Origin of the sequence: Facklamia sp. HMSC062C11 (genome assembly GCF_001810675.1) — a bacterium.
Classification (GTDB): domain Bacteria; phylum Bacillota; class Bacilli; order Lactobacillales; family Aerococcaceae; genus Facklamia; species Facklamia hominis.
The window spans coordinates 50,551-65,666 of record NZ_KV802416.1 but is presented as its reverse complement, the minus strand read 5'-3'; the positions used below and the strand labels follow the sequence as shown (position 1 = coordinate 65,666).

Here is a 15,116-nt window from a genome sequence, read left to right as displayed (position 1 = left end):
GTTTTATTTGTTTTATTAGCCTTATGAATGAATCATAATTTTGAGGAACTCTCAATGAAATGTTTGACTAATTTGTGACTAGCGAATAGCATAGATTAATTTTTTTAAAATCAAAAAGATAGGGTTGAAGGAGTTAGAAATCTTCCATCAACTCTATCTACTTTGGAAGTTTAAAAAGCTTAGAGTTTTCAATTGTAACTCTAAGCTTTTTAAATTGCTGGTGTATTTAACGAAATTGAATTAATTAGAAACAGAGCATTTCCATGTAATGACTAGACCGTTGGTTTTATTTTGTGGTTTCTTGGCTTGTAGATTTAAAACTGTTTTCATAATATCCTTCCTTTCAATATTAATATATAACGATAAAATATTTTTTGATTAAAGTTGAATATATTAAATCTGGATTGAATCAACCTCATTTTTGAAAATGAGGTATAGATTTGATGAATTGAGCGTTTTTAGGATGGTTAAGCACTCAGATACCGCTTTTCTTCCTTCCATTGGGTTTTGGGAAAATTGTATATTATAGAGTCCCCTATAATATTTGAGAAGTAATTTTTCAAACAACATGGTATCGTCTATTTCTAATTGATCGAGTGCCTTAAGAAAATATTCAGCATCTTTTTTTAATTTTGAATTAATGCATAGAGAGAGTGTATTGGTCATTAGATTGATATATATGCTGTACAGTTGTCCAGAGTCCCTCATCAATAGTGTTTTACTAGGTAAATTTTTCGAAAATAATAAAACATTTTCAATCTTCATACGTCCCATAGTGTTTCCGTATAGAACAAGTTCATAGTATCCCCAATTTTCACAATTAAATAAATAACTTGTGATTGGTGAAAAATCTTTGTCTTTACTTAATGGGCGTTCTTCTAACATTGCTATCATAACTTCAATCATTAAGTGGTTTAATAAGCTCATTTGTCGCTTTTCTTCCTGATAGAAGGTAAGTTCTTTATCAGAAAGGATTTGTAACATATGTGTATTTTTTTCAAAAAAATAATGGGTAGCATCAGATAAAAGCATTTGGAAGCCGTCTGGATAAAATTCATTAAGAGCCAGATCATATTCGGCGGGTCTTACATGAATTTTATCGAGCAAATAGAAGAATTTTGATATTGAAATGCTTGAAATATTTCTTTCAAATTTAGAAATCATTGATTTTGAAATACTCGAATCACATACTGCACTTATTTTGATATTTTTTCCTTCTCGAAGTTTCCTAAAGGTACCCCCAAAATCTTTATCCATATTATTATCCCTTCTAGGTTGTTTCATATATTCAACATACAGATAGTATAAAGCAATTTAGATAAAATGGAAAGTGAGGAGGGAGCTAATGAAGCAATATATAACATTAAAATATATAGAATTTTGGTGGATTAGCTGGATTGACAGACGTATTTCTAACAGCTTATGACTTTACTCAAAATAAGGATTGGTTAAATCAATCGATTTCTAATCTAAAAGTTATGCTTCTATGTGAAGAAAATATTGACCCCGAACTTGATAACGATACCTTTGAAGAAGGGAGTGCTGGGCGATATTTTGTGTATAACAAAGCGTATCAATTGATCAATAAATAATTAGGAGGAAGATTAATATGAAAAATAAATTGTCAAAGCTATCTCAAATATTAGGAGTAAAAGTGATCGGTTTTAATTCTTATGAAGATTTTTCAGAATTGAAGGAGTTAAAAGAATTAAGCGAATTAAGCGAATTAAGCGAATTAAGCGAACTAAGCGAACTAAGTGAATTAAGTGAATTAAGTGAATTAAAAAATAAAACAAGCCATACATCTTTGAATCGTGAAAAGGAACTAAGTAAATTAATTCAAATTATTAATTGTAGAAATTAAAATTGATTTTTGAATATGGAGGAAATACTATGATTAAGAAATACATACACAAATATAAAGGACGAAACTTTTTAATCTGTTTGGGCTACATTTGCATTTCTCTCTTAACTACAGGTTCTTCGATTATGCTCACTTTCTCTCTAGATTCCTTGGTAAAGATGCATATTAAAGAATTTATTATTTGGAATCTTGCAAGTTTTGGAATGTGGGGATTGCTTTTTATTATTAACTTCTTTTTATCGCCATTTCAAGAAAGGACAACTCAACAAATTGTTAGTGATATTCGCCAGGAGATAGCTAATCGAATTGCTAACACACCTTATCAAAATTTTAAAGGTAAAAATGAAGGGGTTTATATTTCTTGGTTGAATACAGATATGCGGGAGATTGCTGAGAAAGGAATTGAACAATATTTTTCTTTTATAAATAATTTAATCTTGTGTGTTGTATCTACAATTGCATTGCTTACTTATCACTATAGTTTAGTAGTAGGGACGTTTATATTAATGGCTATCATGATGCTAGTACCGAAACTTTTTGAAAGAAAAATGAATAATGCCACTTTAATGTTAACTCAAGCGAATGAGAGTTTTTCTTCTGAATTACAAGATACGGTGAGCGGTTACGATGAATACTACAATTATAATATATTTTCTAAAATGAAGAATCGTATTAGAAAAATATCTAAATCGTTAGCTGATAGTAATGTATTGTATGCTCGGACGATGGCTGTATCACAAGGATTTATTGGTTCGACAAATATACTTTGTCAAGTACTAATAGGCATCCAAACGGGTATTTTAGCTTATTTAAGGATTGTGACAATAGGGTCCACATCTAGTACAGGAAATATCGCTTCAAATATCTTTAATTCAGTATCTCAAATGACTTCAAATTTGTTTGTAGTAAGATCAACTGATGTCTATTTTAAAAAGTATGAAGACTTTGAGAAGAATATAGTCGATCAAAATGAGTCAATATCAAGTCGCCTCAGTTTTAGCACAAGTCTTGAATTAAAAAATATATCGTATAAAAGAAATGGTAAAATAATATTTAAAAATTTAAATTTAACGTTTAGCAAGGGTAATAAATATGCACTTGTAGGAGAAAGTGGTTCCGGAAAATCCACCTTATTAAATCTCATATCAGGTAAAATCGATAAGTTTTCGGGAGAAATTTTGCTTGATGGGGCGACTCAATTGAAGCGAGATTTAAAAAACTTGCGGGAGAGGATAATATATATTTCGCAAGAGCCTTATTTATTCAATGATACATTAGATAATAATATAGACCTTAAAGGAGATGCAGATACTTATGATTTGTCGCAACTGATTCATCAATTAGAAATCGATCAATTTTTAAAAGCTGAGGAAATGATTGAAGAACATGGTAAGAATTTATCAGGTGGTCAGAAACAAAGAATTGCATTTGCTAGGGCTTTGTTAAGTGGAAATGAAGATAAATTAATTCTCCTAGACGAATCAACAGCAAATCTTGATAAAGAAACTGCGTTAAAACTAGAGAATCGGATTCTTAATGATCCAAAATTAACAGCTATCTTTGTGACGCATCATCTTTACCAAGAAAATAAAGATAAGTTCGACAGTGTTATAAATCTCTCAGCTTAACAATGATCAATTAATAATACGAATGAGAATTTTTAATAGTTCTTTAGAATGGCTATAGTGTCATAAAACGTGATTCAGATCTGCATTTGTTTTCGATTAAACCGATGGTTAATCTATATTAAATTAAGTGAGCGTTTTGATTGGTGAATTTGACCGATTGAGACGCTCATTTTTTATAAGTCAGTCTTATTTGGGTGATTAAATAATCTATATGAGAGGATTGATAGATCTAGTTAATTAATTTACATGTTTGCGGCGTAATATTTAAGATAAAAAAAGTTAATGAAGGTCAATTGGATGCCTATCTAAGAAATGAATAACTAGAACTAGGAAAGACTCGAGATTTAGCTGAATTATCACCATCAGCTTGAACGTTCTGTGGTTAATGGGAAACGCACTAAGATGCAATACTCATTATGCTAAAGAGATTTATCTTCAAATATAGTTTAAGCTTTGTATAAGGTTAGCTATTTTTTAGAGTTGATAATTTAACCGTTTTCTTTAATAAAATTAATCAAAAACTCATAAAAATGCCAAAAAAGCTTGACAATCATTCTGTTAACCTTTATATTACTATCAAACATTAAAAACAAATGAACGAGGGGGAATTTTAATGAAAAAAACATTAAAGCTGTTATTTGCCTTAATGCTTTCTTTGTCGAATTTACTTAGTTGGCCGGGAGCAGTTCATGCTGAAGGAGCTAAAGAGTTGAACTTATCCATCAATACTGAGCCACCAACCATCGATCCAGGCTTGGCGACGGATAGTACATCTGGAGCTGTTATCAAGAATGTCTTTGAAGGACTAACGGGATTAGACCCAGATGGAAAAGTCATTGAAGGGGTTGCAGAGTCTTGGGATATTAGTGAAGACGGCAAAGTCTATACCTTTAAACTAAGATCTGATGCGAAATGGTCTAATGGCGATCCTGTAAAGGCCAGTGATTTCGAATTTGCTTGGAAACGTGTTTTAAATCCAGAAACGATGTCACAATATGCGTCAATCCTTTATTCAATTGAAGGTGCTGAAGCTTATAACCGTGGTGAAGGTGAAGCAGATGCTGTAGGCGTGAAGGCTCTTGATGATTCTACCCTAGAAGTTAAGTTAGTCAATGCAACACCTTACTTCTTAGAATTAACTGCATTCTATACTTACAAACCAGTTCACCAAGCAACGGTTGAAGCCAATAAAGATTGGGCAGCTGATGCGGGCGAAGAATATGTTACGAATGGTGCTTTCCTCTTATCAGAGTGGGCACATAATAGTCACTACACACTTGAAAAGAACCCAGAATATTGGGATGCCGATAATGTGGCATTAGATCGTGTGAATGTTCAAATTATTGAATCAGAAACAACGGCTAATAACGAATATGAAGCAGGAAACCTAGATTATTTAGGAGCTCCTTATGGTACGGTAGCACTTGATTATATCGACCGCTATAAAGAATCTGGCGACTTAGATTCTAACCCTTATGCAGCGATTTACTGGTATAAGGTTAATGTGACTGATGAAGTGACAGGTAATAAGAATATCCGTTTAGCCTTAGCTAATGCGATTGACCGTAAAGGTTTGGTTGAAAATATCACCAAGGGTGGTCAAGAACCCGCTTTAGGACTCGTACCTCCAGCTGTTGAAGGTTTTGGAGAAGATCGTGGCTATATGAAGGATGCGGACTTTGAAAAAGCGAAAGAATATCTAGCTAAGGGAATGGAAGAATTGGGTATTGATGATCCAAGTGCAATCACCGTTAAGATCTCAATCAATGACAGTGAAGCTCACTCAGCCATTGCTCAATACATTCAAGAAGGTTGGGCACGTGAATTAGGAATTAATTCAGAAATCGATTCAACTGAATGGCAAGTATACCTTGATCGTTTAACCCAATTAGATTACCAAGTTGGACGTTTGGGTTGGATTGCAGACTTTAACGATGCGGTATCTTTCTTAGATATGTACCGTACAGCGGATACAGGTAACAATGATACCGGTTGGGAAAATGATGAGTTCAAGGCATTAATTGATAAGTCGGCAACGATCTCGGATTCAGCAGAACGTTTAGATGTCTTAAAACAAGCTGAAGCCTTAATGATGGAAGAAATGCCAGTTATCCCACTATACTACTATACTAATAACTCAGTTTGTAAGGATCATGTGAAGAATATGCATCCAGACCCATTAGGAAACATCAACTTAAAATATGTTGATGTAGAAGCAGAATAGACCGGGCTGATTTTAAGAATTAGGCGACTTAGCTTCTGCTAGGTTGCCTTTTATACTTGATACCCACTCATTGTATGGACGCCAATGAAGTTTAAACGATGCTTGGGATAACCTAAGGACAAGATTATCCACCCATGCCTAGGTTTTATTTTGCGAGTGGATAATAAAGGAGGATAAAATGTTAAAATATATTTTAAAACGCATCGGTTATGCGTTAATAACACTCTTAGTGATTGTGACAGTCACCTTTTTCTTAATGCGGATTGCACCTGGAAATCCCTTTGCAAGTGAGCAACAGGTTATAACACCTGCGATTCAACAACAGTTGAACGAGGCTTATGGTTTAGATGATCCTTGGTATGTACAATATGGTAATTATGTTAAAAAGGTTGCGACTTTCGATTTTGGTGAATCCATGAAATATCGGGGTCGGTCTGTTAATGATATGATCGGGGAGTCTTTCCCTGTGTCGGTTCAATTAGGTCTACAAGCCCTCTTAATCTCAGTAGGCGGCGGGATCCTATTAGGGGTGATTGCCGCTATGTATCATAATCGTGCCGGTGATTATCTAGCCACCATTATTTCGGTTTTAGGAATTTCGATTCCTTCCTTCGTATTAGCGGGGTTATCCCAGTATTTCTTAGGCTTAAAATTAGGCCTCTTACCGATTAGTGGATGGAAATCTTTTATGCATACGGTTCTACCAACCTTTGCTCTGGGCTTAACCTATATGGGAAGTATTGCCAAGATGACGCGTTCAGGTCTTTTAGAACAGAATACCTCTGAATATGTGAAGCTAGCACATGCTAAGGGCTTAGGTCGCTGGCAGATTGTCTTTAAGCACTCCTTAAGGAACGCGTTACTTCCTGTTGTGACTTACTTAGGTCCATTAACAGCAGGGGTTTTAACGGGGACCTTTGTGATTGAGAATATCTTCTCAATTCCAGGATTGGGTCGCCATTTTGTGACCAGTATTAACAATCGGGACTATACCGTTATTATGGGTGTCACTGTCTTTTATGCAATTGTTCTTTTAGGAATGATTATTCTAGTTGATGTTTTAAATGCCTTGATTGATCCACGAATTGACTTAGAAGGAGCTGATAAGTAATGGAAGAAATAGTATTTTCAAATGATGACTTCCAATTAGTGGGAATTACAGAATCAGAGACCGACGTTCTAAGTGATAAAGTCGTATCTTTCTGGCAGGAAGTATTTTTAACCTTTAAGAAAAATAAATTAGCCATGTTTGGATTAGTGGTATTGGTGATTGTAGCCTTAATGGCTATCTTTGTTCCAATCTTTTCACCTTATACTTACAGTGAGCAGACCAGTCAATATAATGCTGCACCAAGTAGCCAGTTCTGGTTTGGAACGGATAATTTAGGCCGTGATATCTTTGTCAGAGCCTGGGTGGGTGCGCGAATCTCTCTCTTTATTGGTTTGTCGGCTGCCTTGGTCAATGTCTTAATTGGGGTTGTCTACGGAAGTATCGCAGGTCTTGCAGGTGGTAAGGTGGATAACTTGATGATGCGTATCTGTGATGTGCTCAATGCCGTTCCTTATCTTTTAATAGTTATCATGCTTCTGGTTGTTATGAAGCAAGGGCTAGTACCGATGATTGCAGCCATGACCATTACCGGATGGATCTCTATGGCACGAATTGTTCGGACCGAAGTCCTATCATTAAAAAATCAAGAATATGTTCTAGCGGCTCGGACCTTAGGGGCGAGTACAGGGCATTTGATTCGTCGTCACTTGGTTCCAAATGCGATGGGAATAATCATTGTTCAAATGACGCTATCTGTTCCTGGGGCTATTTTTACTGAATCATATTTAAGCTTCTTGGGACTGGGGGTTACGCCACCTATGTCTTCATGGGGGACGATGGCCTCAGAAGGGGCTAAGGCAATTCTAACGGCTCCTTGGCGCTTACTATTCCCAGCATTATTGATCTCGCTAACCATCTTCGCTTTTAATGCGGTAGGTGATGGGCTTCGTGATGCCTTAGATCCAAAATTAAGAAAATAGGAGGAAAGACCATGACTGAAACTATTTTAGAAGTAAAGGACCTTGCAGTGTCTTTTAAGACCTTTGCGGGCCGTGTGCAAGCTGTTCGTGGTGTGGACTTTTCTCTGAAAAAAGGAGAAACGCTGGCCATTGTGGGAGAGTCTGGGTCTGGTAAAAGTGTGACTTCCAACGCAATCATGCGTTTGATCCCACAGCCACCTGGTCAATATGATTCTGGAGAGATCCTTTTTAATGGGCGTGATTTATTGAAGTTATCTGAAAAGGAAATGACCCATGTTCGAGGTAATGAAATCGCCATGATCTTCCAAGATCCAATGACCGCCCTAAATCCAACGATTAAAATCGGAAAACAAATTACCGAAGTGATTACTCATCACCGTAAGGACGTTTCGGCCGCTGATGCTCGCAAACGTGCACTAGAACTTATCGAATTGGTAGGAATTTCAAATCCAGAAGCACGGTTCGACCAATATCCGCACGAGTTTTCAGGAGGAATGCGACAACGGGTTGTTATTGCGATTGCCTTAGCAGCAGAACCTCAACTATTAATTGCGGATGAGCCGACGACTGCCCTTGATGTGACAATCCAAGCTCAAATCTTGGAATTGATGGCAGATATCCAAGAAAAGACTGGCAGCTCGATGATCTTTATCACTCATGACTTAGGGGTCGTGGCGAATGTGGCTGATAGTGTGGCAGTCATGTATGCCGGACAGATTGTTGAATATGGTGATGTTAATGAAATCTTCTATAATCCAAAACATCCTTATACCTGGGGCTTATTAGGGTCAATGCCAGATTTAGAAAGTGATGATAGTGAAGAGCTTTATACGATTCCTGGGGCACCCCCTAATCTGATTAATCCGCCTAAAGGCGATGCTTTTGCGCCTCGAAATCGCTATTCCATGAAAATTGATTATGAACAAGAACCACCGATGTTTAAAGTAAACGACCATCATTATGCTAAGACATGGCTCTTGCATCCCCAAGCGCCAAAAGTTCAAGTACCAGAAATTATTCAACGACGAATCGACCGATTTGTTCAAGAAGAGGGAGGAGTTTTAACCGATGCGTAAAAAATTACTAGAAGTAAAGAACCTGAAGCAATATTTTTGTAAATCGGGGCAGACGGTTAAAGCCGTAGATGATGTTTCCTTTGATATTTATGAAGGGGAAGTTCTTGGATTGGTTGGTGAGTCAGGGAGTGGAAAGTCCACTACCGGTCGCTCGATTATTGGGCTTTATAATATTACGGATGGTCAAGTCTACTATGATGGTAAATTAGTGAATGGTCAAGGAGCCAAAGTCTCTCCCAAAGAAGTGTCAAAAAATATGCAAATGATCTTTCAAGATCCATACGCCTCGCTCGACCCCAGAATGACAGTGGCAGAGATTATTGGAGAGGGCTTCGATATTCATGGTTTGCATAAGAATAAAAAAGAACGGATGGAAGTCATTGGACAGCTATTAGAAAGTGTGGGACTTAACCGTGAACATGCCAATCGGTATGCTCATGAGTTCTCTGGGGGTCAACGTCAACGGATTGGCATCGCTCGGGCCTTATCATTAGAACCACAGTTTATTATTGCTGATGAACCGATCTCAGCTTTAGATGTTTCGATTCAAGCACAAGTCGTTAACTTAATGAAACGTCTGCAAAAAGATAAGAACCTGACTTATTTATTTATTGCCCATGACTTGTCCATGGTTAAATATATTTCAGATCGGATCGCTGTCATGTACCGAGGTAAGATTGTTGAGATGGGCGACGCCGATCAGATCTATCATCATGCGGTGCATCCATATACTCGGTCGCTCTTATCTGCGGTTCCGCAACCAGATCCTATTAGTGAGAAAAAACGAATTCGTGTGCCTTATCAGCATGAAGAAGTGACAGATCCTGTACAGTCTTTTCAGGTTCAACCAGGGCATTCGGTTTATGCGACTGAAGCTCAATTTGAGCGTTGGATGAAAGAAGTAGGACCGGTTAACCAATAAAATAAAATAAAATATATTCGAAAATGGAATTGACAGTCTACCTTAGACTTGGTAGAATGAAACCATCAATTAACAATTAAAAAATTATGAAAAAAAGAGTAGCTTAATGAGAATGCTCAGAGAATAAGCGGTGGGTGTGAGCTTATGTTTCTCATTTAGACGAAAATCATTTTTCTTCTTGCGGGTCTGAATAAGAGTAAGAACTGCCGCTCTGGTAGGCGTTATCGATACTCGGCATTGTTGGATGCTTGAGCGCTTATGGAAATATAAGAATAAAGGTGGTAACGCGGAATTTTTCGTCCTTTGTCATTCGTGACAAGGGGCTTTTTTTTATGGGTTAAATTGAAATAGATTTAGGAGGAAGCTTATGAATAAGTTATCTAGAAGCCAATTTTGGCAGGTTTCGATCATGTTGTTTGGATTATTTTTTGGAGCAGGAAACTTGATTTTTCCACCTTTGCTGGGTAATCAAGCGGGGAATCAAACACTGTTAGCGCTCCTGGCGTTTTCTGTGACGGCGGTTGTTTTCCCGGTAGTTGGAGCGATTGTAGTTGGTAAGACAGACGGTTTGACTAATTTAGCGAATCGGGTAGGTCCTTTATTCTCCTTGGTATTTACGACAGCGATCTATCTTTCGATTGGACCAGGCTTAGGAATCCCTAGGGCAGGGAGTGTTCCTTTTGAGATGGCAATTGCCCCTTATCTGGGTCAACAAGTGAATGTTAGCTTGGCTCGTTTTTTATACACTCTCGTCTTCTTCGGGGTTGCTTTATGGATTTGCCTTAAGCCAAACGAGTTGGTAAGACGAGTAGGTAAGTATTTGACACCCACTTTATTGGGACTCATTTTCTTAATGTTTATCAAAATTGTCTTTCTTCCTTCGCAAGTGAGTGCGCCAGTGGGAGATTATGCAGATAATGCGGTGATTAAAGGATTCTTATCAGGTTATGACACGATGGATGCGGTCGCAGCTTTGAACTTTGGTTTTGTGGTTGCATTAGCCATTCAACGTTTTGGCATCAAAGATAAGAAAGAAGTTACTCGTTATACGGTCAAAGCAGGTTTATTGGCGGGGGCGGTCTTATTTGCGGTATATGCGTGTTTAAGTTATATTGGAGCCCTCAGTTCGGCTCGCATTCCAGGAGCAGAGAATGGAGCGGTTGTTTTAACAGATTCTATTCGATTAGCCTTGGGTAATTTTGGGGTTGTTCTATTGGCGATGATTTTCACCTTAGCCTGCTTAACGACTTGTGTCGGTTTGATAACTAGCGGGGGCGAATATTTTTATAAATTATTCAATGAAAAATTATCCTATAAAACATGGGTCTATATCTGGACACTATTTTCCTTTTTAATTGCGAATTTTGGTCTTAACAAGTTGTTGGCTTTCTCGGTACCAGTATTGACCGTCATCTATCCTGTAGCATTAGTATTAATTGTTATGGGAATCAGTCATGATCGACTTAATTATTCAAAATTAACTTATCAAGTGGCTGCTTTTATCTCGGTAGTGTTACCCTTCATTGATATGCTGTATCATACTTTTAACCTTCGCTTGCCCTTGCTGACCCAATTAGGAGCATCGATGCCGCTGGCTAACAAAGGGCTTTCCTGGCTCGTACCAACGCTATTGGCAGTCATGTTAGTGACGCTTGTACAAAAACTATTGGCTGTCTTTAACCATGTTCCAGCGGTTGAAGAGCTTTAGGAAGATAGCGGTTCTTAAAGTTCTATAAATACACTTGATTTTTGAAGAGACAAGGCTTAAAATGCCTTGTTTTTTCTTAGTTTTATTCATGGATGTATCGATTAGCTGAAAAGAAAATCTGAATTATTGGATTAAAGTTAAAGAGACTCTTGAAAATAGGGTAAATATAGCGTATTATAAAATATATGCTGTTGGGTCGCCGTAGTGTAATGGATATCACGAAAGATTCCGGTTCTTTAGATGGGGGTTCGATTCCCTCCGGCGATATTAGGAATATTAAGGATCTGTGTCAAATCAACTTTATGATCCAATTTTGAAATCAGGCGAAGTTAGCTCGCTTGGTTTATTTTTTTGACCTAAAACCTAAAGTGATTATAGTCTAATTTCTGGAATTGACTTCATTGCTTTAATAAGTGACTTTGGCATAAAAAATAGGGTTAGTGGACGCGTTTTATGCTTCCATTAACCCTCTTTATTTTAAAATCACTTTATTTATTCTTTATTGAGCGTCACATCATCATAGATCAGACTATCATTCTCAAGGACAAATTCGAGCAATGGATTATTAAATAAAGAGATAATGAGCTTTTGATCGTCTTTTTTGATGTCTGCTTGGCTGATCTTAAGAATTAATTGCCCCTCGGTAGAGAAATAAGGGTAGATCCCTGGGGTTAAAGATTCAAGTTGGTCAATTACCTCAGAGACACGGGTATTATCTTGGATGTCAAGCAGGTCTTTCTTACTCTGGTAATCTAAGCCTAATTCTTTCTGTTTTTTCTCAATGTCTGCTTGATTAGCTTCAGGATTAAGTAGGCTGGTGACTGCATCGCTAGCGCTAAGAAGGCGGATCATTAAACCACGACCATCTTGTGAATCCAGATTAAGCGTTAGATAAATTTGGGAATCGCTAAATTGCACTTGTTGGATGGGGCTTTCCGCTTGATCGGTTAGGTAAACCCCATCTTCAGCCGCAAAAGCTTTTAAGTTGAATGTTAATAGCAACAGGCAAATACATAGTAGGGACTTTAGTGGTTTCATAATAAGCTCCTTTCTCTTTTACGCGTTGTAAACAAGAGTAAAAATCAAATTCACCTCCTTTTAGTAATTATATCTAACGTATTAATTTTTCGCCATATAATTCTAATTGAATTATCATTATTCTTCAATTCTTAGATTTAAATTGAAATAGGCCATTTTAGAAGTCAATTAAGATGAGAATGTCTTATTTCCATTTTTTATTAATAGATCATTGGACTTTGCAGTATCGCTTTTTATTTTTGAACAATTAGCTTTTAATAGGACAAATAGTTTGGGATATGATAAAGTAAGGTGAGATAATATCAATAAAATTTTGGGGAGGAATTGTTCAATGGATGACTCTTATGTCGGGAGTATCTTTTTATTTATTGCTTGCGTATTGTTTTCAGCTTATTTTTCAGCGTCAGAGACCGCTTTTACCTCATTAAACCAGATTCGTTTAAAAAATGAAGCAGACCTCGGGGATAAGAAAGCGAAACGGGCATTAGCCTTGCAGTCTCAGTTTGACTCCTTGCTATCGACGATTCTGATTGGCAACAATATTGTTAATATTGGGGCTTCAGCAATTGCAACGGTGGTTTTATTGGCTTGGTTTCCTAAGCAAGGAGCCACCCTATCAACGGTTTTAACGACCATTATTTTATTATTCTGTTCTGAAATTACGCCTAAACTTATCGCAAAGTTAGCTCCGGAATCCATTGCAAAGTTATCAGCTCCTTTCTTAAAGGCAATTATGTTTCTGCTAAAACCATTGGTCTGGCTGATCAATCAATGGCAAAAGCTTATTAAAAGAATCCTTCCATTGAAAGCTCAAGCTGGAATTTCGGAGCAGGAACTCCTATTTATGGTGGATGAAGCCCGTCTGGGTGGAAGTATTGAAAAGGATGAGCACCGATTAGTTAAGGCGGCGATTAATTTTGATGATCGAACAGTTGCCTCGATTCTTACACCAAGGGTTGATCTGGTGGCAGTTGATATTGCAGATTCAGATCAAATTATCGATGAGACTTTTATGGATAATCCTTATTCGCGCTTGCTTGTTTATGAAGATCAGATTGATCATATCTTAGGTGTTTTACATGAACGTGATTTTAACCGTTATTTAAGAGCTAAGTTAGAAGATGATCCAACAGCGAACATAGAAAGCATTTTATCGGATGTTCTATTTATACCTCAAACAATGACTTTAGCCCGTTTATTGCATAAGATGCAAAAGCAAAAAGTCCATATGGCGGTTGTCCGCGATGAACATGGGGGTGTGATGGGAATCGTAACCATGGAAGATGTCCTGGAAGCTTTAGTTGGGGAGATTTGGGACGAAGATGAAGTCATTATCAATGATTATGAAGTTATGATTCCGGACCAACATTATCAGTTCAATGGATCTTGTTCGACTGAGAAGGCCTTCGTCTTATTACATATGCCTCAAATTGAAAAGGGGCTTTACCATACGATTAATGGTTTCGCCATGCATCATTTGGCGAAAATACCTGAAAAAGGAGACCGCTTTAGCGTCGGGGAATGGAACTTTAAGGTTTTGGAAGATGACCGTCAAGGGGTAGAAGTTCTTGATGTAGTCCTTCAATCAGAGCCTTTAACCCATCTAGATTAAGAAATGAGTGACGAATCGCTGTCACTCGATAAGGACCTGCCTTTCTAGCCTTGCTGGAAGGGTGGGTGTTTTTTTAGGAGGACGAATTTCATCGGCTTATGATATACTATCTTTAAGGAAAGGAAGTGTGGGTGGTGTTTTTAGATCAAGAAGAGATCCAAGCATTGATCCGTCGAGGGTTACAAGAAGATGCCCCGTATGGAGATTTAGCGAGTCAGGCTATCTTTAAAGGTCAGTCTGGCCAGGTGGATTTAATGGCCAAGGAAGCGGGAATATTTTGTGGTCAGTCAATTTTTGAAGCGGTGTTTTCTAGCCTACAAGAGGATACAAAGTTTAACTGGCGGATTGAAGAGGGAGCAAGCATTCAACCGGGGCAAGTCTTAGTAACAGTTTCAGCACTAGCAACGACCTTGTTGACTGGCGAACGGTTAGCCTTGAATTTTATCCAACGGCTCTCTGGTATTGCGACAGCGACCCATCGGTTTGTGACCGCATTAGATAATACCGGAATTAAGTTAATGGATACGCGAAAGACGACACCGGGACTACGTCAATTAGAAAAATATGCTGTACGAGTCGGAGGTGGGTATAATCATCGTTTTGGCTTATCGGACTTGATAATGTTGAAGGATAATCACATCGCAGCGGCGGGTGGTATTCTGCCTGCGGTTGAATTGGTCAGGCAGCAAGACCCCTATATGCATAAGATTGAAGTGGAAGTTGAGAATCTAGATATGGTTGATCAAGCCCTTCAAGCTAAGGTTGATATTATCATGTTGGATAATATGTCCATTGAGCAGATGACAGAAGCCCTTCAACGAATTGACGGTCGTGCAATTGTAGAAGCATCAGGGAATATTACTTTGGATAATTGCCAAGATTTGGCACATTTGGGTCTAGATTATATTTCTTCCGGCTCTATTACTCACTCGGCCGGGATATTGGATTTAAGTATGAAGCATTTTCGAGTGATCTAGCTTAGTTGTTTGTTTGAAGGAACGGTCTTTGATAAA

Annotated in this window: 13 protein-coding genes, 1 tRNA gene and 1 other annotated feature; of the genes, 12 read left to right on the top strand and 2 right to left on the bottom strand. The window is 37.6% G+C overall.

Going from position 1 to position 15,116, the window contains the following annotated elements; genetic code table 11:
- Positions 1-393: 393 nt before the first annotated feature.
- The gene (locus HMPREF2758_RS08030) at positions 394-1,257 is read right to left on the bottom strand and encodes an Rgg family transcriptional regulator (RefSeq protein ID WP_070609970.1); all 864 of its coding nucleotides are present in this window, start codon (positions 1,255-1,257) and stop codon (positions 394-396) included.
- A gap of 140 nt (positions 1,258-1,397) precedes the next feature.
- On the opposite strand from HMPREF2758_RS08030, the gene HMPREF2758_RS08025 reads away from it, so the two are divergent.
- The 10 genes from HMPREF2758_RS08025 (at position 1,398) to HMPREF2758_RS07980 (ending at position 11,720) form a co-directional block, all read left to right on the top strand.
- Positions 1,398-1,592: a hypothetical protein gene (locus tag HMPREF2758_RS08025; RefSeq protein WP_070609968.1), complete on the top strand. Its 195-nt coding sequence runs from the start codon at positions 1,398-1,400 to the stop codon at positions 1,590-1,592.
- A gap of 17 nt (positions 1,593-1,609) precedes the next feature.
- Positions 1,610-1,864: a hypothetical protein gene (locus HMPREF2758_RS08020; RefSeq protein ID WP_070609966.1), complete on the top strand. Its 255-nt coding sequence runs from the start codon at positions 1,610-1,612 to the stop codon at positions 1,862-1,864.
- A gap of 29 nt (positions 1,865-1,893) precedes the next feature.
- Entirely contained in the window at positions 1,894-3,492 is a 1,599-nt protein-coding gene (locus HMPREF2758_RS08015) for an ATP-binding cassette domain-containing protein (RefSeq protein ID WP_070609964.1), read from the top strand.
- A gap of 613 nt (positions 3,493-4,105) precedes the next feature.
- Positions 4,106-5,716: a peptide ABC transporter substrate-binding protein gene (locus tag HMPREF2758_RS08010; RefSeq protein ID WP_070609963.1), complete on the top strand. Its 1,611-nt coding sequence runs from the start codon at positions 4,106-4,108 to the stop codon at positions 5,714-5,716.
- 178 nt (positions 5,717-5,894) lie between these two features.
- Entirely contained in the window at positions 5,895-6,827 is a 933-nt protein-coding gene (locus tag HMPREF2758_RS08005) for an ABC transporter permease (RefSeq protein ID WP_006907929.1), read from the top strand.
- Positions 6,827-7,747, top strand: a complete 921-nt coding sequence (locus HMPREF2758_RS08000; RefSeq protein WP_070609961.1) for an ABC transporter permease — start codon at positions 6,827-6,829, stop codon at positions 7,745-7,747. The genes HMPREF2758_RS08005 and HMPREF2758_RS08000 overlap by 1 nt, the downstream gene beginning before the upstream one ends.
- Before the next feature lie 11 nt (positions 7,748-7,758).
- The gene (locus tag HMPREF2758_RS07995; protein ID WP_070609959.1) at positions 7,759-8,823 is read left to right on the top strand and encodes an ABC transporter ATP-binding protein; all 1,065 of its coding nucleotides are present in this window, start codon (positions 7,759-7,761) and stop codon (positions 8,821-8,823) included.
- Positions 8,816-9,745: an ABC transporter ATP-binding protein gene (locus HMPREF2758_RS07990; protein ID WP_070609957.1), complete on the top strand. Its 930-nt coding sequence runs from the start codon at positions 8,816-8,818 to the stop codon at positions 9,743-9,745. Before HMPREF2758_RS07995 ends, HMPREF2758_RS07990 begins: the two co-directional genes overlap by 8 nt.
- Before the next feature lie 77 nt (positions 9,746-9,822).
- Positions 9,823-10,052 (top strand) — a binding site (T-box leader).
- Between the two features lie 60 nt (positions 10,053-10,112).
- Positions 10,113-11,453, top strand: coding sequence for a branched-chain amino acid transport system II carrier protein (gene brnQ, locus HMPREF2758_RS07985; protein WP_070609955.1), 1,341 nt, complete (start codon positions 10,113-10,115; stop codon positions 11,451-11,453).
- 195 nt (positions 11,454-11,648) lie between these two features.
- Positions 11,649-11,720: transfer RNA gene (locus HMPREF2758_RS07980), tRNA-Arg, on the top strand.
- 225 nt (positions 11,721-11,945) lie between these two features.
- Here HMPREF2758_RS07980 and HMPREF2758_RS07975 read toward each other — a convergent pair.
- A complete protein-coding gene (locus HMPREF2758_RS07975; RefSeq protein ID WP_070609953.1) occupies positions 11,946-12,491 on the bottom strand; it encodes a hypothetical protein in 546 nt (181 codons plus the stop codon).
- Between the two features lie 331 nt (positions 12,492-12,822).
- Between HMPREF2758_RS07975 and HMPREF2758_RS07970 the strand changes: the two genes are divergently transcribed.
- Together HMPREF2758_RS07970 and nadC are read left to right on the top strand one after the other, a co-directional pair.
- Positions 12,823-14,103, top strand: coding sequence for an HlyC/CorC family transporter (locus HMPREF2758_RS07970; protein WP_070609951.1), 1,281 nt, complete (start codon positions 12,823-12,825; stop codon positions 14,101-14,103).
- 134 nt (positions 14,104-14,237) lie between these two features.
- A complete protein-coding gene (gene nadC, locus HMPREF2758_RS07965) occupies positions 14,238-15,080 on the top strand; it encodes a carboxylating nicotinate-nucleotide diphosphorylase (RefSeq protein WP_246823301.1) in 843 nt (280 codons plus the stop codon).
- The last annotated feature ends 36 nt before the right edge of the window (positions 15,081-15,116 follow it).